Here is a 19,900-nt window from a genome sequence, read left to right on the forward strand (position 1 = left end):
AATTATATATTTGTCATTTTTTGCTATATCAAAATGATTGGCTATATTGATTATATATTTACTTGTCAGGTAACAGTCTTTTTATAATGATCCCATTGTCGCAATTGTCAGCGTTAATTTGCTGTGAAAATAGAGAGCGTGCTTTTCAAGTAAAGCAAATGTTTGTAAAGTCAGGCATTGTTAATGTGGATGTTATTGATTTTAATCAGCTTAAAGTCAACCGTAACATACATGATGTCTATTTCATCGACTATGAATATCAATACCAAAAAAAGGTTTCTGACTACATTCTCGAAAAAAGAAATTGTTCCTTTTTTAAGCGCTACCCACTGTTTTTACTCGCTTTATCAGAGTTGGCAAGTGAATTTGATTGCAACAGCGCCCGTTCCCTCGATGCTGACCATGTTGTTACTGGGTTATTTAGTTATGAGCAATTTAATACGCTGCTTAACCGGTTATTAAAACATAAAGCATTTTATGAAAATGTTTTTCAAAGTGCTGGACATAGCTTAGATAAATTCACCACAAGTGTCAGCCAATACAAAGACAAGATTAAAAACCCTCAACTGCTTAATCTTTCACTGCTTTCATTGTATAAGCAGCAGATGAATAATGACTTTCTTAGCTTATATCAACAGCATGATAGAGCATTGATTGAACCAAGCAATATTATTCACTTTACTGACTTTTGCCCCGAACCAAAGAAAAGTATTTCAGCCCTGCAATGGTTATTAAAGAAGGATGAACTGCCTTTTTTAGTGCACAGCCGATTGGCTGAACAGTACCAAAAGCTCAATAATATCGAGGCTATTTTCCAGCATAGGTACATAGCGTTTGATACCAATCCGGCCAGTCAAGAGGCTTTTATTGAGCTAGTAAGATGTTTGGTTGATCAAGGAAAAGTCGAGTCACTATCATCGGTTTTGACCAAACGGCTTAAATATATGCCGTGTAAACTCGAAGACTATTGCCAGTTGGCCATTGAGCTTTCAGAAGCCTTTCTTTTTTCAGGCATACAAGTGAGTAAAGCCCAATATAGAGCATTGTTTGAACCTATCTTGAGGAGCCTGTTCAAGCGTTTACCTGCAGATAAGCGTGAAGAACTTGCAGCTTTAGTTAACTTGCTCAAGACTCTTCATATCAAAAAGGCGGGTAAGGGGCTGAAGGCTAGGGCGATGGCGTTAGACACCTATCACAATGATGTTATGCGTAAGCGAAAATGTTGCTTGCATTTAAGCCTTGTTTCACTGAGAGTTTTGGCAACATTCGGTGAAATGAAGTCATGTATTTCCCTTGTAAACAAACTTAATACGCTAGAGTCTCAACAGCAAAACTCTGATCTCTACAGATGGGCGGCGAAACCTTATCGTAAACTGCAGAAGGTTTATATCTGGCTTAAAAAGTTACCTAAACTTGCCCCTCGTGAACAGCAAGCTCAAGTCATAACATTGGACGTAGTGGAAAAATACTATCCTTATTCCTTTGATATCAACTGCATGATCTTAGCAGCACTTCTTACGGTTGATGCATCAAGTAAACAGCAGGCCTTGCAAGTTATCCGAAGGCTAAAACGCAGTAACTATATCATTCGCCATCTCGACCTAGAAACAGAGATCATGCGCAGTAAAACATACATGGATGCCTTGCAAAACCATCCCGTCGCGCGGTCTGCTTAATCAGGTTTCTATTAATGTAAAGAAACCCGGCATCTTGAGCCGGGTTGAGTTTATTAGTTCAAAGGGCATTGCGAGACTATTTGTCAGCAACTGGCACCATAATATGAACATAAGGGGTATCTTTCCACATTACATATGGTCCACCAGAAGAAGGATCGTCGGTAATACCCTCCAGCATCGCCTTTGGCACAATAATCATTAAATGTGGACCGGTTTCGGTGTAATCATCAGCATTTTTAGGATCAGGGTGATAAGGATCTGAGTTACTGACACCTGCGCCCCTGTCACCTTGCAGCATGTAGGAAATACCAATTTTTGTTGCGGTAAAATCTTTCTTGTTGATCATAGCTGTTAGCATTTCCATCCATACAGCATCATTACACATAGGCATGCCGTCATCCGGGAAGGTATCAGGCATACAGGTCCAGCCATTAGAACCTTCAACAACGACTTTGCCATCGACGACAACTGTGGCTTCATCACTTATTGAAGCTGGAGCGGCAGATTTGGCCCTACCGATTTTTTCTGTCATCAAATCTTCAGACATCTTGCTGTCTTCCGCGATTGCAGGAACTGTGAATAGACTGCCTGATAGAAGGGCTGATACGCATAGAGTAGTTCTTAATACATTTACCATGATTAATTCTCCACCTAGTCTGAAATCATCATCATGGAATGAGTTGTCACACTTTTATGACAACATAAAGTATAGGGTCTTATAGTTCATCAATCGGTGAACATGCTGGTGGCTGACAGGGGAGAGGTAATAAAAAAGCCGTCTTAAAGACGGCTTTTAGAGATAAATAATTGATTTAATAACAACTCATTAATCACGCAGCGATGGCAGAGAATTCAGCCTTACGTGCATTGAAGCGCTCAACTAAATCATCGATCGCGGCTTGATCGTAGGGTTTCAAGCCACTCATAAGCATGCGTTTACGTCCGGTACCGACTACTTCACCGTTTTCCTTGAAGTGGAAATTCAGTGTAACGCTACCACGTTTACCTTCTACTTCAATTTCAGACTCAGCTAATTCTACAGTAGGGCAGGTTAGATCTAATCGGTCAAAGCTGATTTCCATGCTCTCATAGATCACCAATGGGCGCGCTGTGTTGATCATGATGTCTTTAGATTTCATCAAAGGCACCATGATGTGTGGGAAGTTCATGCCCGAGAACTGTACATAGCTCTTGGTAACTTGCTCGATAAGTGCTTTGTCTGTGGTGATATCACCTTCACGAGTAACGTGCAGATACTCTTTATCGGCGTCATCAACAATAGCGAAATCATTGAAGCAACTATGCTTTGCTTTCAAGCCGATGCCATCGTTGATCATGCCGGCAAATTCAAAGCGCATCTTTTTACTGATGCCTGCGCGGGAAAGAACAACAGAAAACAGAAGATCCCCAGGAACGCAGAAACGTTTGTTATCTTCATCGTGAATGGGATTGAAGTCGCCAGCGATTTTTTTTGCAAAGTGACTCGCTTGCTCACGGGTAAAGCTGAATACACCATTCTCTTCTAAGTAATATGAATCTAGAAACATGCCTAACGTACTGATAGTGGGTTAATTAAACTGTCATCTATTCTACCTGATATCTTCATTATAAATGGTCCAGCCAGTGTAGCTGGCGAGGGATGAAAAGAAATCAGATGAAAGTGACACAAAACGCTGTATAGAGATTAGTCGAATATTATACCAAATCACTATAGTTGATTACATTTGTCACACTTATGAAAGCAAGTATAGCGTGCGAAAATTTTTTTAGTGCAACTCAATACATAATTTTGTACTATTACTGAAAACGACAAGGATGACAATAACATACAAATCCTAACGAATAATGATATAAAGTCGTTTATTGCCTTCCTGATAAGCAATGGTTCAGTTTTGTCGCAGAGCCGGTGTGAAAGGAAGGAACAGACAGGTTGTCAATTATTGACGAACAATGGCTAGGGTTACTTTATCTGAGCAATTCCAAGATGTTGAGTACGGGCTATATGCCAAGAACTCAGCACAATAAACCATCTTCTAGACGTGTAGAAGCTCAGGAAAAATAAAGTAGCACGGAAGCTGCAAAAAATAAGCACTCAGTAAACGGTGGCTTAAACACCGTTTGCTGAGTGCTCATAATATTGCAGCGTACTCTCTCAGGTTGGTAGTCTCTGCAACTGTTCTCAACAGTGCAGAGACCAAACCACCATCATCTCTTTTCTTTAGATCCGGTTTTCCAATGGGATCACACGCACTTTCTCACCAATCTCTACCCCTGGTTGCTCAGGTAGAATTTCAATCAAACAGTTAGCTTCACTCATTGAACGAAGGATGCCAGAGCCTTGCTTGCCAGCACTTCTCACTGTTAGACGGCCGTTAGCATCAATACCAAATATCCCTCGGCTGTATTCAGTGCGGCCAGGGCGGGAGCGTAGTTTTTCTTCTGCAACAGCGGTAAAGAAAGGTGCTTGCCAATTGTTCATACCTTGCAGCTTGCGGATAGCAGGTTCTACAAACTGCATGAATGCAACCATAACGGCGACAGGGTTACCCGGAAGGCCAAAGAATGGCGTGGTATCAATATGACCGAAAGCGAGAGGGCGTCCCGGTCTCATATTGATACGCCAGAAATTAATTTGGCCCAGTTTGTCCAATACGGTCTTGATGTAATCGGCATCACCAACTGAAACCCCACCTGAAGATAAGATCAGATCGGCTTGCTGGCTGGCAGTTGTTAGGGTGCTTTCCAGTGCCTGTTCACTATCTTCGATGATCCCAAGATCAATCACCTCACAGCCAACTTTTGTGAGCATGGCATGAAGGGTGTAGCGGTTGGAGTCGTAGATACAGTTTGGCTTCTGCGCTTCGCCTGGATGTTGGACTTCATCACCGGTAGAAAAGATAGCGACTTTAACTTGCGGTCTTATCATCACCGAGTCCAGTCCCAGTGACGCAATCATACCCAATTCAGGCGCAGTGATTTGAGTGCCTGCCTGAACTGCGGCTTGGCCAATAGCAAGGTCCTCACCGGCTTGGCGAACATTTTGTCCTGCTTTGATAGCGCCCATGGCTAAGTCAAAGGTGACGTTGTCACCAGTTTGGCTAGCTTGCTCTCGCATTATTACAGTATCTGCATTCTGCGGTACGGGAGCACCTGTCATAATTCGGACGGCTTCACCGAGATTCAAAGGCTTGTCATAGCTATGGCCAGCCATCACTTGGGCAACGACCTGATAGTTGTCTCGGCCTAAATCATCACTGCGAATGGCGTAACCATCCATCGCGGAATTGGTGTGTTGCGGCACATTGACGGGAGATAAAATATCACTTGCGACAATTTGTCCCAATGCTTGTTTTAATTCAACCGTTTCCTCGCCAGAAGGTGCGACAATCTGGCTCAGGATACGATCACGGCCTTCGGCAACAGACAACATTCCTGATGGATCAAGGTCACTACAGCTCAGTGATTGGCCAGAATGTTTGTTGGTAAAGTCAGCGACGAATGCAGTGAGCTTGTCGAGATCATTGATATCCAGTTTTGGAAGGTTTGTTTCAGCTGGTGTGTCTGAAGCGACTGCAATGATGTTGCCATCTTCAGGAAACAGCCATGGCTTACCAATTTCTTCGCGATGAAGCTCAATTTTAGGGAAACTCAGCTTTTTGAAACCTTCTACCAAGATCAGATCAAGCTCGTTGAGATCAAGTTGGGCAATGAGCTGGGGTAGAGTGGCTTCTTCTACCGGCGTTTCAGTCACCATGGCACGGCGATAGCGAGAAGAGATCAGCATTTGCGCTGCGCCTGCCTTGCGCAGGCGGTAGGAGTCTTTCCCTTCTTTATCGATATCAAAATTATGATGTGCGTGTTTGATTACCGCGACACGGATACCGTGTTCAACAAGTTTAGGCAGCATTGCCTCGAGTAGCGTTGTCTTGCCTGTTCCGCTCCATGCGGCAAAGCCCAGCATTGGCAGGGAAGATTGAATTGGGTTCATAGTGCTTGTCCGAATTGTTCTAGTTCTTCTGGCGTATTTAGATTGACGAAGGCATTTGGTCTATCACTGAAATCGACAGTGATCATATTACACTGGCGATAAAGCAGGATGATTTTACGATCGCCATTTTCCAAAAATTGCTCTAGTTTTGGCAAGATACGACGGTTTACCAGCGTGACAACCGGTTGGATATGTTCGCCATCGTGAGCGACAGCAATATCGGTATTGTTATCACAAGCTTGGCTCATTCTGTCGACGAGGTCTGCTGGTAGGGCGGGACAGTCGCAAGGAACAAAGCCCACCCATTCAGTGTCGAGGTGGTGGAGCGCGGCATGCATACCGCCAAGAGGGCCCGGGTAATTTTTGATGTGATCACCAAACACAGTACCATATTGACGGTATGTGTCTTGGTTCCGGTTGGCGTTGATAGTAATCGAAGAAGTTTGTGTGCGAAGGGTGTCAATGACATGTTCAATCATTGCTCGGCCTGCGAGCGTTACCAGTCCTTTGTCATTACCACCCATCCGGCTGGCTTGGCCGCCAGCCAAAATGACCCAGCTTGTATTATCCGGCGTAGGCATATTTATTATTGTCCTCGTCAACGAGCTGCAGATCAGCACGTTCAATGAGTTGGGAATCTGAAATCGTCCATTGGCGACGGCACAGCTCTGTTAGCGCATTCTTCTGGTGACTGGTGATGACAAGGCTAGTGCCCCGCGAGAGCAAGTCTTTGCACAACACAACCAGCCTGTCGGTTGATTCTTGATCAAGGCTGGCACTGGATTCATCCATCAATAGTACCGCAGGTTTAGTCACCCACGCGCGAGCCATTGCAACGCGTTGTCGCTCACCACCAGAAAGAACGGAGATGTGTTCATCGGCCAATGTTTCTAAGCCTACCATACGAAGGGCATTGATCGCCTCTGTACGTCGGTTGCGGCGATCACGAACGGTGAATTTAAGACCATAGCAGACATTATCTAGGACAGTTCCATCAAACATATAAGGAGTTTGATGCATATAAACGACGCCATTATTGGATTGGGCGCAGAATAAACGCCTCAGGATAGACGGTTTGTTTATATTGATAGAACCTGTTGATGGGCGCTGCAAACCACTGAGGACCTTTAACAGGGTGGTTTTCCCCACTCCGTTGTCGCCACTGAGGTAGACGGCATCCCTTGGCCCAAGCACAAGATTAGGAATATGGAATAAGAGCCGGTCTTTGAATCTAACCGATAGGTCTGTGGCCTCGATAGAGAGTTGTGTCATCAAATTCTCCGGCTTAGTTAGTGCGAAGGTGGGCTTTGCCACGCGCAACAGATAGGAAAAAGTTTAGTCCTAATGCCAAAATCAGCAGCACCATTCCTAAGGCAACACCTTGTGCAAAGGCTCCTTTGGAGCTTTCCAATGCGATTGCAGTTGGAATATTCCGTGTTGAGTTGAGGATATTACCACCAACCATCATTGAACAGCCAACTTCAGTGATCACTCGGCTAAATGCTGCAATGATAGCAGCCAGTAGTGGAAAGCGGCTTTCCCACATCAGGCTCATAAAGGCCCTGGGCAGGCTTGCACCCAGTGTTAATGAGGTCTCCCAGGCTCGCTTGTCACTGTTCTGAAATGCGGCGTGCATCATGGATACCAGAATCGGTAAGCAGATAAGCATTTGCCCCAAAATCATGGCCTGTTGGGTAAACAGCATTTTCCAGTCACCCAAAGGCCCAGCCCGAGACAGAAGCATGTAGAGCAACAGGCCAATGACCACCGTTGGGATTGATTGGCAGGTGTTGAATAAGGACAAAATCAGCCAGCGTCCTGGAAAACGGCCATAGGCGAGGGCGAAGCTGATCAGCAGTGCTGGCAATAGCACAATGCCTATTGCCAGCAGTGAAACCGAAAATGAAACACCAACGATCCCCCACAGGGCGGTATCACCGCTAAGCAGCAGTTGGATCGCTTGGTGAGTGGTTTGCCAAATATCCATTTACTGCGCAATAGCATCCGCGACGAATAACTGCTCACCGTGTCGCTTGTAATCGTTGATCATGGTTTGCGCTTTCGGGTTTACCAACCAGTCGCTGAAAGATTTGGCACCTTGGTAGTTAATGTCTGGGTAACGGCTTGGGTTTACTAGGATCACCTGGTATGGGTTGAACAGGCGAGAGTCACCCTGCAGGACAATTTTAAGATCGAGCTTGTTCTGGTAGGCCAGCCAAGTGCCTCGGTCAGTCATGGTGTAAGCTTGAAGCTCAGAAGCCATGTTCAATGTCGGGCCCATACCTTGGCCAACCGCTTTATAGCCACCGAAGTTTGGTTCCATTTTTGTCTGGGCCCAAAGGTTCAGCTCTTTCTTATGGGTACCTGAATCATCACCACGGGAGACAAAGGTTTCATTCTCATCAGCAATGGTTTTTAGCGCCGTGGTGACATCTTTGATTTCGCTGATATGGGCAGGGTCAGATTTAGGGCCCACAATGACAAAGTCGTTGTGCATCAATTTACGTGGCAGTACCCCAAAGCCTTTTTCAACAAAAGTCGCTTCTGCTTTTGGTGCGTGGGTCATTACTAAATCAACGTCACCGTTTTCACCCATCCGCAAAGACTTGCCCGTACCTGCTGCAAGCACTTCAACGGTGTAACCTGTGTCTTTTTTAAACTCAGGTAGTAGGTAATCCAATAGGCCGGAGTGATATGTACTGGTAGTTGTCGCCAATCGCACCGTCATATTCTCTGCAGCTTGAATTGCTGCTGAAGAAGCAAGGGCCAAAACAATAAGAGTGGTTTTCAATAGTTTCATAGGTCTTCCTGACTGAACGTCATTTTGTCATTTATCTACGCAAGTGAATCGAAGCTCTCCTAATAGAGATATTCTTCATCGCTATGAGCGAGTCAATAAGCAAATCAAATGCCAACTTGAACATGTTGCGTATGATACCTCTAGGTGCGTGTATAAGATAATGATTTAAAACAAAATATTTGTCAGTCTTCACATTGTTTGAAAAACATTTTGAAACATCTTTGACAGAGATAATGAGAGTGAGACAAAATGTCCCACCACTATAACCATAATGTATTTAAGTTTATATGTCTGAAAATACGTCAGTATCATGGTCTGCGGTCTCGGTTTTGGTCGTCGATGATGAGCCGGGAATGCGTGCCATTCTAAAAAAAGCCTTGAGCAAACAGTATGCACAAGTTGATGTTGCTGGAAGCATTGAGGAAGCGGAAGAACTCCGTAAACGCTGCCATTTTGACCTGTTGATTGTTGATATCAACCTACCGGGGCGTTCAGGCATAGAGTGGCATGAGGCTTTTGACCCGCAAACACGCCGCAGCGATGTCATCTTCATGACAGGTTATGCCGACTTAGAAACAGCAATTAAGGCACTGCGCGCAGGTGCTTCAGACTTTATTCTCAAACCTTTCAATCTTGATCAAATGATGCAATCGGTACAGCGCTGTATTGAACGTCGTTTGATGGAAAGACAAAACTTTGCCCTGCAACGCGATGTCGAGCGCAGCTATCCGGTTGATATCATAGGTGACGCACAAAGTACGCTATCAATGAAAAAGCTCATCGCCCAAATAGCCCCTTCACAAGCAGCCGTTCTGGTAGAGGGTGAGTCGGGCACGGGTAAAGAGCTTGTTGCTCGTGCACTTCATCAACTGAGCCAGCGAAGTGGCCCGTTTGTACCGTTGAATTGTGGTGCCATTGCGCCTGATTTGCTTGAAAGTGAATTGTTTGGCCATGTCTCAGGGGCTTTCACCGGTGCGAAAAAGGGTCGTGAAGGGCTTTTCCGTGTGGCCAACAACGGTACATTGTTCTTGGATGAAATCGGTGAAATGCCATTGTCTATGCAGTCATCCTTACTCCGTGCCTTAGAACAAAAAGCCATTCGCCCAGTGGGTGCCGAACGTGAAGTGCAGGTCGATGTGCGAATTGTAGCGGCAACTAACCGTAACCTTAAAGAAGAGGTTGCCGAAGGACGTTTCCGCCGTGATTTGTATTACCGCCTCAATGTACTCACCATCGAGCTTCCTTCGTTGCGTGATCGCCTTGATGATATTCCTGCGCTGGCGCATCACTTTACCCAGCAACTTGCCAAAGATTTGGGCTCCAAGCCGGTCAGTTGGACTCATGAAGATATTGCTGCAATGCAGGCTTATGATTGGCCGGGGAATATCCGTGAGTTACGCAACATGATGGAGCGTTGTTTACTACTGGGTAAACCACCTGCAGATTATTGGCGGGAGTTGGCGGGCGATGCTCCTTTGAATGCCAATCTCGCAAGTGACGCTGTCACTGAGGTGGTTGAAGCTTCTGAGAACCAAATCTTGACGGCTGAAGGTGGAATTCCCCAGCCATGCCGTTGCCAGAGCGAAGATGACAGCACATTCTGCTATCCAAGTGATTGGACACTCAAGGAAGTTGAAAAAGCACACATCATGCAAGTGGTCGATTCCCATGAAGGGAATAAGTCGGCGGCGGCAAGACAGCTGGGTGTGGCGCGCAAAACGCTAGAGCGTAAATTCAAGGAATGGGCTGACGAAGTCCTGACGGCAACAGAAGAATAAGGTCTGTTATGAAGCAGTGCATTGCGATTTGGGTTCGACGTTTTCGGACTATGGTGCGTTATCGGCTACTCTTGCTGACCTCTGTACCAATTTTTATTACGTTGTTGGCCCTGATTGCTCTGACGATGTACTGGACGGTGATTTATACCTGGCAGAATGCTTTGATGAATGTGCGGGCTGATTTGGCCGTGGCTCATCACAGCATGGAGTTGTTGCAAAAAGAGCAGAGGATGCGTTTGGGCTCTTTGACAGAGTCCTATCAATTTCAAACCTTGCTCAAAGAAGATCAAAGTAAACTGATTGATTGGGTCAAGCAACAGGCGGGCCAGTACGATTTGGACTTTGTCGTTATCCATCCGGCCTCTGCATTGGGCGAGTTTCCTAAGGCCAACCGTCATCTACTACAAGAAGGTCAGGAGCAGACATTTTTTCAGCGCTTAGCTTCTTACGAACTAGATGCACTTCATCCTGATCTTCCCGCACGAGCACAGATCCCACTGTTAAGTGAAAGTACCTTGGTATCAGACGGGCTGATCAGCCGAAGCTTGATACCGATTTTCAATCAGCAGGGTGACTTGCAATGGATAGTCGACGGCGGAATATTGCTAAACAACAGTACCCAACTTGTTGATCGTATCCGTGATTTGGTATATGCGTCAGATACTTTGCCTGAGGGGAGCATCGGCACAGTCACTTTGTTTATGAGCGATATTCGTGTCAGTACTAATGTGCCACTGGATAGTAGCCAGCTTAATGGCCGGGCTGTGGGCACGCGTGTTTCTGATGATGTGAAAGAGTCGGTGTTAGAGCGGGGGGAGATGTGGGTCGATCGTGCTTTTGTCTATGATGATTGGTATGTCTCAGCCTATGAGCCACTGAAAGATTATAACGGCAATATTATCGGAATGCTTTATACCGGGTATCTCGAATGGCCGATGATAAAAATCTACCTGACCAATATTGTAGAGCTTGGTATCGGCATTGTTTTAGTGCTGTTGATTTCCGGGTTGATTGTCTATCGCGGTGCCAGGGATTTGTTCAGGCCGATTGAGAAAATGCACCAAGTCGTTTCCGCCATCCAGCTAGGGCTTGACCGCCGAATTGGCTGTTTGGATCTCACGCGGGGTCATGAACTACAAATCCTTGGTAAGCAGTTTGATACCATGCTCGACCAGTTAAATCAGCGCAATGAAGTGATTAAACAGGCCTCCTTGCAGCTTGAAGATAAAGTACAAAGGCGTACTCAAAGCCTTAGGGAGAAGACCGAGGAACTTGAACAGCACATTAAATTGTTAAACCAGGCCCGTAGCAAGCTGGTCAGTAATGAAAAGTTGGCTGCACTGGGTGAGTTGACGGCAGGTATTGCCCACGAAATTAACAACCCTACAGCGGTTATTTTGGGTAATGTCGAATTGATGCAGTTTGAACTGGGTGATGAAACTGAACGGGTTCGAGAAGAGCTGGAAGCGATTCATGAGCAGATTGACCGTATCCGCAATATTACCCGAAGCCTGTTGCAGTATAGTCGTCAAGGGGGTGTCCAAGATGAAGTGACTTGGCAGCATTTGAATCCGATTGTTGAGGAAAGCCTGACCTTGGTGAGAAGTGGCACCAAGAAATTTGATGTCGAAATCAAAACAGAGCTTAACGCGCGGTGCAGTGTCGAAGTCAATCGTCACCAACTACTTCAGGTGTTGGTTAACCTGCAAATGAACGGCATCCACGCAATGGATGACAAAGGCACCTTGTTAGTCAATACAGAAGACTGGCTGGATGAGAGTGGTAAGCCCCTTGGTGCAGTGGTAAAGATTACCGACCATGGCTGTGGTATAAGCGAAGACAACATAGAGCGGATATTTAATCCTTTCTATACCACAAGGAGAAGTGGTACGGGTTTAGGGTTGTCGGTAAGCCAAGGTATTGTCAGTGGGATAGGCGGCGATATCGACGTTGAGTCGGAACTAGGCAAAGGTTCGGTGTTTACTGTGTATCTTCCAGAAAAAGCCAACAGTGAAAACAAGATGATTGTGGACTTAGAGACCATTTAAAGGCTAAAGATGCAAAAAGGGCATGTTTTAACATGCCCTTTTTACTTTAATGAACGCTTTAATAGTAAAAGTTTCATCGCTACTTACCGTTAGGTGATTACATGAGTACGAGGCCAACAACCATGAATGCCAAGCTAGTGAATACCGTACGAGTGATGATGCCTGTGTGAGTTGGATTGATCATTTCTTGATGCTGCATATATTACCCTTTTATGACAATTGGAAGATCTTTGTGTTTTTCTTTTCACTTTTTCATCATAGATCAAATTTCTTATATTTGAAGCATTAATTGAAAGAATTGTGCACACTGTCAATTTGTATGACGTATGCCGGAGGTGCATAAAAATTTCAGGTATTATTTTTTGATTGTCTATACTTGCAGAAAAGGCCAAGTTACGGATGACGCTATGAAAATTGCAGTATTATCATTAGGAGCCTTGCTTCAGTTTTTTGCTCTTTATATCGCTTTTTACTCGGATCTCTACGGGAGCATCTATTTAGCAACATTAATCTCGGTTGTGGCAATGGCATGTGTCTTGGTGGTTCGACATTTAGTTGCTCCAGTGTGCCTAATGGCGGGGATATTGATTGGCCTGTCGCTGTCACATAATGAGTCGGACTTGAAAACACTGAATGTACTTGAAGGCCAGGTTTTGGCTTGGCTTGATCCTGAGGGGCAGACCCCACCTCAGTACAACGAAACAGAAACTGAAATCACTCACTTAAACATTTCCCCTATTGAAACCACCACGCTCGCGAAGGAAGAAACCTTAGCAGCCGTGAACTCGAACTGAATAGCTTAGAAAAGCCGCAAGCGGATTAATTTTGCTTGCGGCTTTTTCACAAGTGGCTTTTGGCTGAAGTTGAGTGTTAGTCAGTGCTCGTTAGGTTAGGGATCAACAGCTTTTGGCCCGCAAAAATGGTGGCGTCGCTGAGGTTATTAACCTGTTTGATTATATCAACCGAAATGTTGTTGATGTAAGCCAGTTGGTTCAATGAGTCGCCTGCTTGGATGTCATAAACTTCATAGTCTTGTTTGGCGTAAGTGCGAGCATTCTTGTGCTCGAAGAACTGGGTTTTGTTCTTCATCGGCATCAAGATTTTATTGTCTTTATTTTTGCGGGTATAGCCTGCGGTATAGCCTGGGTTGAAATGGTATAGCTCTTTGCTCGACAAACCTGAATAGGCTGCCACAGTACCTAATTTGACCCTTCGACTTATGGTTATTTCTTCTAATACCGGTTCAGCCTTGATTGAGTGAAGTGGGATGTCGTAGCGATAGCCGTGGTGCTTAACCAAGTCAGCCATGGCTAAGAGTTTCGGAACGTAGTGGCGGGTTTCCTTGGGAAGTTTTAGGGACCAGAAGTCAGTCGACTTGCCTTGTTTTTTGTTCTGCTTAATGGCAGTTCTAACCCTGCCACCTCCCGTGTTGTAGGCTGCAATGGCATGTAGCCAGTTACCATCAAATTTATCATAGAGGTATTCTAGTAGATCAAGGGCGGCATCTGTTGAATAAACAATATCGCGCCGGCCATCATAGCCTTTGATAATTTCCAGCCCGAATGTCTTACCCGTAGGCTCTGTAAATTGCCAAAGCCCTGCGGCCCCTTTGTGGGAGTAAGCGAATTGGTCAAAACTACTTTCGACGAAAGGTAATAGGACTAACTCTATGGGCAAATCACGGGCATTGACCTGCTGGTAAATGTAATAAAGGAAAGGCTCTGCCCGAGCTGTGACTTTTTCTACATGGTAAGGGTTGTTGACATACCATCTTTTGTAATAGCGGATTGTACGATTGTTAGGGACCTTCATGTCGAACTCGCTAGCCAGCAAATCCCATAGATCGGGCTCTTGATTTTCTGCTTGTTCAGAAGTGTGGCTAGCGGCGAGATTTGGATGAAAATCAGCAGGGCTTGTAGTTAGCGCGTTGATATCAGGAGTCTGGTTTAAGTTGTGAAGGCTTGAGCCTGTAGCAATATAGCTGCCTGCAAACAAACGCTTATCAACTTCACATTGGTGATCAGCATCTTCCGGTAATGATTGAACAGAAGCGGTTTGCGCGCTTAAGTCTCCTTGATTAACCATTGGGATTGATTGACATCCAATTGTGAAACTTATGAGCAAAAACAAAAATATACTTCTAATGATCATAATAAATTATCGCCAGTCAAAAATTTATTGTGATGTCTGTCATTATTTTGACGTCTTTTTTATGTTAGCAGTGTTCAGATAGATTGGAAGTTAGAGACCAAGGTAAAGCGCATGATAGCCCGATAATATGGGTTCTTATCCGAAATGAGACAAATTTCACATTATTGCGCAGTAACGGCTAGGCTTTACGATACTGATAGCGACTTGGATAGACGTATTTATGCAAAGCACTAATTTTCCGGCCGGTACGGTATTGAGAATACGTTGTAGTACATATTGGCACTACGGAATCGCAGACGGAAGAGGTTATGTCATTCATAACTCAAAGAAATGGCGCCGGGTTGAAAGGGAAAGCGAGCTAGAGTTTTCAGAAGGGCGCCGGATAGAGGTCAGTGATATTAGGGGGCCGTATCCCAGGGCTGCAGTGCGTTACGCAAAATCCAAGTTGGGGCGGACCTATAACTTATTTAGCCAAAACTGTGAGCAATTTGTCCGCGAGGCACATGGCCTGCAAATTGAATGCACCCAGTTCCAACGCTTGGTAGTGGCTGCCGCTGGGGGGTATATGACGCTCAGTGCCCCTTCGACAGTGATAAAAATGGCAGGGGTTGGCTTACTCTTGGGCGCTGTGCTAACGTCGTCTGAAAAGCAGCCGTACCAAAATGCTGTCAAAGGCGCCAAATTAGCTGTTGGGGCTAGCTTGATTTTGCCTACTTTGCTTCGTCGCTTGATCTAATTAAGTCTGTGATTGATGTAATATGACAGGTGAGGCATATTCCTATCTGGTATCTGCAACAAATTTCAAAATGTTAGATCTGAACCACAGAAATTTTTGTAGTTAGGCCGTATGTTAACAAAAGGTGACTGAGTAAATACACTAATGCGCGAGAACTTCTGTGACGATTTTAATTGAACGCCATCATGATCGAGCTCATGATGACATTACTACGATGAGCGAAAAAATTGCAGGTCAACTTGAACAGGAGTATGGCCTTACTTGGTCCTGGCAAGACGATAAAATGCATATCAAACATTCTGCTGCGAAAGGTTATTTGCACGCTGAAGAAGGGAAGATTACGATTCAGCTTCAGCTTGTTGGCTTTGCTGCCGCCTTCTTTGCATCTACTATTGAAAGCCATATTACTGAACAACTCGACAAACATCTCTTGGCGAGTTAAGTCAAAATAATTTTTATTATTTTTTAAAAGAGCTCATGACGAGCTCTTTTTTTATCCCTCTGATTAGCAAGCTGTTTCCAAGTCTCTATTGTGATAATCCTCACAAACGTATTCTCTCTCGCGATAAAGTGTTGTTTTAGGGAGAACATTCTAATTGAAATTCGTAAATTACATACAAGCAGTCAGGCAATACCCACTGGCTGGCACTATCGCAAAAGTTATGGAGGGGACACTGATGGGGATTTTTAAACAGACTGCGGAAGAATCAAATAAAGAGCAGATTCGTGACGCAATGGTATACAACATTTGGTTAGCGGGCCTTGGTGCTTACGCCAAGAGTGCTGAAGAAATGAATCAGCTTTCTGATAAAGGCAAGAGCCTATTTGATGAGTTGATTGAGCGTGGTCGTGCAGTTGAGTCGAAAACTAAAGAGCGAGTACACACAGCACGCAGCCAGACTTCAGTGGCAATTGAAGAACGCATGCACAACATGGTTCAGAAATTCATTGGTTTGGACAACGAGCGCCTAGATCGTGTTGATGACAAGATCGACCAGCTAACTGCCAACATTGAAGCTCTGGTAGAACGCCAGAAAGCACAAGCTGAAAAAAAGCCGGCTCCACGTAAGCGTACCGCTGCGAAAGCCACTGAAAAAGCAGCGCCTGCAGCCAAGAAACCAAGTGTTGCACGCCGCAAAACAGTAAAAGCTGCGCAGCCAGTTCCAGCGGCTAAGCCAGAAGCTGAGAAAAAAGAGGTCGAAGCGCCGGTAAAGCCACAGACCGTAGCGGCAACTAGCGCTGTTGCGGAACCAAAGGCTAAAGCTGAAGACAAGCCTGCGGTAAGTACAAAACCTGAAGTGGTGTAAGCATAGCTTCCAATAGATATGCAGCCGTGAGTTAAATCGAGCGTGCTTAAAGCAAGATAACGCAAGAGGATATGATTATGAGCAACAATACAGTAGTGAAAGCGGCAAAAAATGTCGTTGAAAGTGGTGAAGGCATTGCACGTAACATTTGGTTAGCAGGCCTTGGTATTTACAGCCGTAGCTTGGAAGAAGCCCAGCAGCTTAACGAGAAGTCAAACTTGATGTTTGATGACCTAGTTGAACGCGGTAAAGAAGTCGAAATCCAAGCGAAAGAGTGCATTGGTAAGAACACGGAAAAAGCGACTGAAGAAGTAGAAGCAGGTATGAATGATCTGTTCTACCGCCTAAGTGGCGTTGACCGTGAGAAGCTTGAGCGTATGGACGAGAAAATCGACAAACTGACTCAAGCCGTTGAGAAATTGGCAGAAGCAGAGTAACTGCCAATACGGAGCTACGTTTATGCCAGCCAGACAATAAGTAGCTCCGGGCTGACCAACCGTTCCCAGTCTGCAGGTTGTGAAGCCTTTAGGTTGCGCGTGGGCCATGCACGCGCACCTTTTTTGTTTATTTTGCTGCCTTTATTGGCAGAGTTTTTTTGCACCCTAGAAAAACAGTTGTTTTAACCTTAAATGACAGAAAACTAGGCACTTCTTAAAGAAAAGCATCATTTTTTTGCTACCAGATATTGACCAAACCCCTTGTTTAATTCTAACTTTGTAAATGAATTGTAAAAAAGGTGGCGTATATGGATAGTTGGCGTAATAGGGCTTTCAATAAGGTTTTATTCCGAATTATGCGGCAACGTCTTGCAAACTGTGAATCAACCGAAGAAATGCGTGATCTCATTTTATCTATTGATAACTATGGGCCTTTTATTGCTGCACCAAAGGGGATGGAGATCACGCCAACCCGCTTCGCCGACGTGTCTTGCGATTGGGTCGATATGCCCAAGAGTAGCGGTAATAAGATTATCCTTTACTTCCATGGTGGAGGGTTTTGTTTTCACAGTCCAAAGATCCACAACGCCTTCTTAGCACGCCTAGCTAATCACACCAGCTCGCGAGGCCTTATGGTGAATTATCGGTTAGCGCCCGAGAACCCGTATCCTGCGGCCCCAGATGACTGCTTTTCGGTCTACAGAGGGTTATTGGTCAAAGGTTACCACCCACACCAAATCTTCTTCGCAGGGGATTCTGCCGGTGGTAACTTGGTGCTAACGACGATGCTTAGGATTCGCGAAGCCAAATTACCGCAGCCTGCTGGTGGTATTTTGATGTCGCCAGTGTCAGATATGGCAGTGACTGGGGAATCAGCGTTCAAGAAATGTAAGGATGACCCATTTTTTGATTTGAGCACCTTACTTTTGATGCGTAATAACTACATTGGGATGCAAAACCCCTGTGACCCTGATATTTCCCCGTATTACGCTGACCATCGTGATTTACCGCCAACTTTCATAACGTCGGGCACCGAAGAGTTGCTGATGGATGATGCCATTCACCTTGCCCAGAGGATGGGTGAGGCCGGTAACGATGTCACAATCAACGTGGTTAAGGGCGTGCCTCATGTCTATCCGTTATTTTATCAATTAAGCGAAGCCCGGGATGCGATGAAGTTGATGGCTGGCTTTATCAAAGAGAAATTCAAAGAAGCGGGTGAGTCGATTGACAAGAAAGCCAGTTGAGTTGGTTTATATAATTTTGATATAAAAAAAGAGCCCATCTAAGGGCTCGTTTTATTTTATTCTCTGAATTTATCGAGCAGAAGTATTCGAGCTTAGTTTGTTAAGGTTGAGAGCTTCTGCTTTTGGTAGTGCATCGCAGATTCCGACACCTTGCCGCTATTGCCACTTTGTAGCCATTTCTTGATCCTGCCCGCATCACCAACAGGCGTTAGTTTGCCATAAGCATCCAGCGTAACAATCAGTAACTGTCGGCCTTCCACATGGGTGACCATGGCCAAGCAATGCCCTGCAATATCCAAATAACCTGTTTTGCTCAATCCGACATTCCATTTCTGGCCCCTGACAAGCGCGTTGGTATTGGTGTAACCCAGTTTGTAACGTGGCTTTTTGAAATAGGCGGTATGCACAGGTGTTGTGCTGTATTCTTTGATTTTCGGGTATTTGTAGGCAGCTTTTACCATTTTGGTGATATCAGCAGCGGTAGACACGTTGTTGTGGTCTAAACCCGAGCTATCGACAAACACCGTGTCTTTCATACCTAGAGATTTTGCTTTGGCGTTCATTGCTTCTATGAAAGCCTCATAACCACCAGGGTATTGGCGGGCTAAGGCTGCCGTAGCGAGGTTTTCTGAAGACATCAGGGCAATGTGAAGGGCCTCCCCTCGGCTTAGCGTAGACCCCATTCTGATACGCGAATAGCCATTATAGATCCTTTCTTTGTCTATCTTTTCAAAGCTGATTGATTTGTCCAATGGAAGTTTAGCATCGAGGACGACCATCGCTGTCATCACTTTAGTCAGTGAGGCAATAGGCATCACGATGTCAGCGTTCTTCTGGAAGAGTGTTTTGTTGGTATCGAGATCAGTTACGTATGTACTGACCGAAGCTGTCTGGATGTTATCTGTATTGAGCTTACTGGCATGAACTGTCGATATGGACATGGCCAGGCAGATGGCAAATAGCCGATTGAGTTGGCGAAACAAAACCACTCCTTGTTGATAAAACGATGTATAGCAATACAGACAAGGGTAGCTTGGGCTAGGGAGTTGGTAAAGTCAGTTTATCGTTAATTGGGTAGGCTGCCTAATATGGCTCTGCTGCTAGGGCTCCTGATCTTCCCAGCCTTTGTCTTCCCACCATTGGTACATACAAAATACAAATCCAAGTGCGCCAATAGTTATCATCATCTGGAGGGCCAGCTCGTTAAGTAAGTTAGGCTCAAAGGATGAGGCCATGATGGCGACGGTAGCAAATGCGTAGGCTAGGTAGCCCCATGAACTGCCCCGGTAGAATTGTAGGATTTCCAAGGCGATAAACAACACAGATGAAACAAAATAGAATCGGTAAAACTTTCCAATGATGTCGGTATAGAATTCGCCAGCAAACCTGACCATCAACCAATGGAAGCATGTGTAGAACACAACAATACAGATCGTTGATTCTGATAGGCTTTTAAAAAGTTTGATGTTCATTTGGGTCATCCATCTATGCTAACTGTCAATTTTTAGCACAATACAGGCAGAGATACTTTTTCAAAATGTAAAAGACTATTTTAATTGGAAAATAAATTTACGATATGAGTAAGTACGATTCAAAGTAACCATCCATTAATAGTGTCGATTATTTAATTCAGCCAATGTGCTAATTGTTTTTAATTATTAATATTGTCACTTAAATTAATATGGCGGAGAGGGATAAGTACGGTTTCTGGAATGCTTTTGATGATTCTATA

General features: G+C 44.9%; 19 protein-coding genes. 9 read left to right on the forward strand and 10 right to left on the reverse strand.

All coding sequences use genetic code 11. The annotated features are described in order from the left end of the window. Positions 1–185: 185 nt before the first annotated feature. Positions 186–1,676, forward strand: coding sequence for a lipopolysaccharide assembly protein LapB (locus BIZ37_RS14000; protein ID WP_187462036.1), 1,491 nt, complete (start codon positions 186–188; stop codon positions 1,674–1,676). A gap of 76 nt (positions 1,677–1,752) precedes the next feature. Here BIZ37_RS14000 and BIZ37_RS14005 read toward each other — a convergent pair whose 3' ends face one another. From BIZ37_RS14005 to BIZ37_RS14035, 7 genes are all read right to left on the reverse strand, one after another. After that, positions 1,753–2,313 carry a hypothetical protein gene (locus tag BIZ37_RS14005; protein WP_187462037.1) on the reverse strand — a complete coding sequence of 187 codons (561 nt, stop codon included), beginning with the start codon at positions 2,311–2,313 and terminating at the stop codon, positions 1,753–1,755. Positions 2,314–2,506: 193 nt separating this feature from the next. Then, positions 2,507–3,223, reverse strand: a complete 717-nt coding sequence (locus BIZ37_RS14010; protein ID WP_187462038.1) for a DUF3581 domain-containing protein — start codon at positions 3,221–3,223, stop codon at positions 2,507–2,509. Positions 3,224–3,894: 671 nt separating this feature from the next. Continuing rightward, the gene (locus BIZ37_RS14015) at positions 3,895–5,664 is read right to left on the reverse strand and encodes a bifunctional molybdopterin-guanine dinucleotide biosynthesis adaptor protein MobB/molybdopterin molybdotransferase MoeA (protein WP_187462039.1); all 1,770 of its coding nucleotides are present in this window, start codon (positions 5,662–5,664) and stop codon (positions 3,895–3,897) included. Next, positions 5,661–6,245: a molybdenum cofactor guanylyltransferase MobA gene (gene mobA, locus BIZ37_RS14020; protein ID WP_187462040.1), complete on the reverse strand. Its 585-nt coding sequence runs from the start codon at positions 6,243–6,245 to the stop codon at positions 5,661–5,663. Before mobA ends, BIZ37_RS14015 begins: the two co-directional genes overlap by 4 nt. Next, positions 6,229–6,936: an energy-coupling factor ABC transporter ATP-binding protein gene (locus BIZ37_RS14025; RefSeq protein ID WP_187462041.1), complete on the reverse strand. Its 708-nt coding sequence runs from the start codon at positions 6,934–6,936 to the stop codon at positions 6,229–6,231. The genes mobA and BIZ37_RS14025 overlap by 17 nt, the downstream gene beginning before the upstream one ends. Before the next feature lie 13 nt (positions 6,937–6,949). Beyond that, positions 6,950–7,651, reverse strand: a complete 702-nt coding sequence (locus BIZ37_RS14030; protein ID WP_107298092.1) for an ABC transporter permease — start codon at positions 7,649–7,651, stop codon at positions 6,950–6,952. Further along, positions 7,652–8,464: a substrate-binding domain-containing protein gene (locus tag BIZ37_RS14035; protein ID WP_187462042.1), complete on the reverse strand. Its 813-nt coding sequence runs from the start codon at positions 8,462–8,464 to the stop codon at positions 7,652–7,654. It lies immediately after the preceding gene. A gap of 287 nt (positions 8,465–8,751) precedes the next feature. On the opposite strand from BIZ37_RS14035, the gene BIZ37_RS14040 reads away from it, so the two are divergent. The 3 genes from BIZ37_RS14040 (at position 8,752) to BIZ37_RS14050 (ending at position 13,084) form a co-directional block, all read left to right on the forward strand. Continuing rightward, the gene (locus BIZ37_RS14040; protein WP_187462043.1) at positions 8,752–10,242 is read left to right on the forward strand and encodes a sigma-54 dependent transcriptional regulator; all 1,491 of its coding nucleotides are present in this window, start codon (positions 8,752–8,754) and stop codon (positions 10,240–10,242) included. Between the two features lie 8 nt (positions 10,243–10,250). After that, positions 10,251–12,290 (forward strand): HAMP domain-containing sensor histidine kinase, encoded by a 2,040-nt coding sequence (locus tag BIZ37_RS14045; RefSeq protein WP_255526760.1) that lies wholly within the window; start codon positions 10,251–10,253, stop codon positions 12,288–12,290. Positions 12,291–12,697: 407 nt separating this feature from the next. Continuing rightward, the gene (locus BIZ37_RS14050; RefSeq protein WP_187462044.1) at positions 12,698–13,084 is read left to right on the forward strand and encodes a hypothetical protein; all 387 of its coding nucleotides are present in this window, start codon (positions 12,698–12,700) and stop codon (positions 13,082–13,084) included. A gap of 76 nt (positions 13,085–13,160) precedes the next feature. Here BIZ37_RS14050 and BIZ37_RS14055 read toward each other — a convergent pair whose 3' ends face one another. Beyond that, positions 13,161–14,375, reverse strand: a complete 1,215-nt coding sequence (locus BIZ37_RS14055; protein WP_255526761.1) for a transglycosylase SLT domain-containing protein — start codon at positions 14,373–14,375, stop codon at positions 13,161–13,163. A gap of 286 nt (positions 14,376–14,661) precedes the next feature. Here BIZ37_RS14055 and BIZ37_RS14060 point away from each other — a divergent pair, with 286 nt between their 5' ends. The 5 genes from BIZ37_RS14060 to BIZ37_RS14080 all read left to right on the forward strand — a co-directional run bounded on the left by BIZ37_RS14060 (position 14,662) and on the right by BIZ37_RS14080 (position 18,168). Further along, positions 14,662–15,177: a lecithin retinol acyltransferase family protein gene (locus BIZ37_RS14060; RefSeq protein WP_187462046.1), complete on the forward strand. Its 516-nt coding sequence runs from the start codon at positions 14,662–14,664 to the stop codon at positions 15,175–15,177. 160 nt (positions 15,178–15,337) lie between these two features. Then, positions 15,338–15,619, forward strand: coding sequence for a polyhydroxyalkanoic acid system family protein (locus tag BIZ37_RS14065; protein WP_107298099.1), 282 nt, complete (start codon positions 15,338–15,340; stop codon positions 15,617–15,619). A 154-nt stretch (positions 15,620–15,773) separates the two neighbouring features. Beyond that, complete coding sequence (locus BIZ37_RS14070; RefSeq protein ID WP_237156937.1) at positions 15,774–16,484, forward strand: phasin family protein; 711 nt, start codon at positions 15,774–15,776, stop codon at positions 16,482–16,484. A gap of 77 nt (positions 16,485–16,561) precedes the next feature. After that, entirely contained in the window at positions 16,562–16,921 is a 360-nt protein-coding gene (locus BIZ37_RS14075; protein WP_107298101.1) for a phasin family protein, read from the forward strand. A 356-nt stretch (positions 16,922–17,277) separates the two neighbouring features. Continuing rightward, a complete protein-coding gene (locus BIZ37_RS14080) occupies positions 17,278–18,168 on the forward strand; it encodes an alpha/beta hydrolase (RefSeq protein WP_255526762.1) in 891 nt (296 codons plus the stop codon). A gap of 92 nt (positions 18,169–18,260) precedes the next feature. On the opposite strand, the gene pbpG is transcribed toward BIZ37_RS14080, so the two are convergent. Both pbpG and BIZ37_RS14090 read right to left on the reverse strand, forming a co-directional pair. Then, entirely contained in the window at positions 18,261–19,157 is an 897-nt protein-coding gene (gene pbpG, locus BIZ37_RS14085) for a D-alanyl-D-alanine endopeptidase (RefSeq protein WP_370577361.1), read from the reverse strand. A 111-nt stretch (positions 19,158–19,268) separates the two neighbouring features. Then, positions 19,269–19,640, reverse strand: a complete 372-nt coding sequence (locus BIZ37_RS14090) for a hypothetical protein (RefSeq protein WP_107298103.1) — start codon at positions 19,638–19,640, stop codon at positions 19,269–19,271. Between the last annotated feature and the right edge of the window lie 260 nt (positions 19,641–19,900).

This window comes from Photobacterium sp. BZF1 (assembly GCF_014349205.1).
In the GTDB taxonomy this organism is placed as follows: Bacteria; Pseudomonadota; Gammaproteobacteria; order Enterobacterales; family Vibrionaceae; genus Photobacterium.

Excerpts from the sequence above, each read along its gene's own strand:
- BIZ37_RS14030 (WP_107298092.1), bottom strand. The coding sequence starts at position 7,651 with ATGGATATTTGGCAAACCACTCACCAAGCGATCCAACTGCTGCTTAGC.
- BIZ37_RS14005 (WP_187462037.1), bottom strand. The coding sequence starts at position 2,313 with ATGGTAAATGTATTAAGAACTACTCTATGCGTATCAGCCCTTCTATCA.
- BIZ37_RS14055 (WP_255526761.1), bottom strand. The coding sequence starts at position 14,375 with ATGGTTAATCAAGGAGACTTAAGCGCGCAAACCGCTTCTGTTCAATCA.
- BIZ37_RS14010 (WP_187462038.1), bottom strand. The coding sequence starts at position 3,223 with ATGTTTCTAGATTCATATTACTTAGAAGAGAATGGTGTATTCAGCTTT.
- BIZ37_RS14090 (WP_107298103.1), bottom strand. The coding sequence starts at position 19,640 with ATGAACATCAAACTTTTTAAAAGCCTATCAGAATCAACGATCTGTATT.
- BIZ37_RS14045 (WP_255526760.1), top strand. The coding sequence starts at position 10,251 with ATGAAGCAGTGCATTGCGATTTGGGTTCGACGTTTTCGGACTATGGTG.
- BIZ37_RS14060 (WP_187462046.1), top strand. The coding sequence starts at position 14,662 with ATGCAAAGCACTAATTTTCCGGCCGGTACGGTATTGAGAATACGTTGT.
- BIZ37_RS14080 (WP_255526762.1), top strand. The coding sequence starts at position 17,278 with ATGCGGCAACGTCTTGCAAACTGTGAATCAACCGAAGAAATGCGTGAT.
- BIZ37_RS14015 (WP_187462039.1), bottom strand. The coding sequence starts at position 5,664 with ATGAACCCAATTCAATCTTCCCTGCCAATGCTGGGCTTTGCCGCATGG.
- BIZ37_RS14035 (WP_187462042.1), bottom strand. The coding sequence starts at position 8,464 with ATGAAACTATTGAAAACCACTCTTATTGTTTTGGCCCTTGCTTCTTCA.
- BIZ37_RS14040 (WP_187462043.1), top strand. The coding sequence starts at position 8,752 with ATGTCTGAAAATACGTCAGTATCATGGTCTGCGGTCTCGGTTTTGGTC.
- BIZ37_RS14050 (WP_187462044.1), top strand. The coding sequence starts at position 12,698 with ATGAAAATTGCAGTATTATCATTAGGAGCCTTGCTTCAGTTTTTTGCT.
- mobA (WP_187462040.1), bottom strand. The coding sequence starts at position 6,245 with ATGCCTACGCCGGATAATACAAGCTGGGTCATTTTGGCTGGCGGCCAA.
- BIZ37_RS14075 (WP_107298101.1), top strand. The coding sequence starts at position 16,562 with ATGAGCAACAATACAGTAGTGAAAGCGGCAAAAAATGTCGTTGAAAGT.
- BIZ37_RS14025 (WP_187462041.1), bottom strand. The coding sequence starts at position 6,936 with ATGACACAACTCTCTATCGAGGCCACAGACCTATCGGTTAGATTCAAA.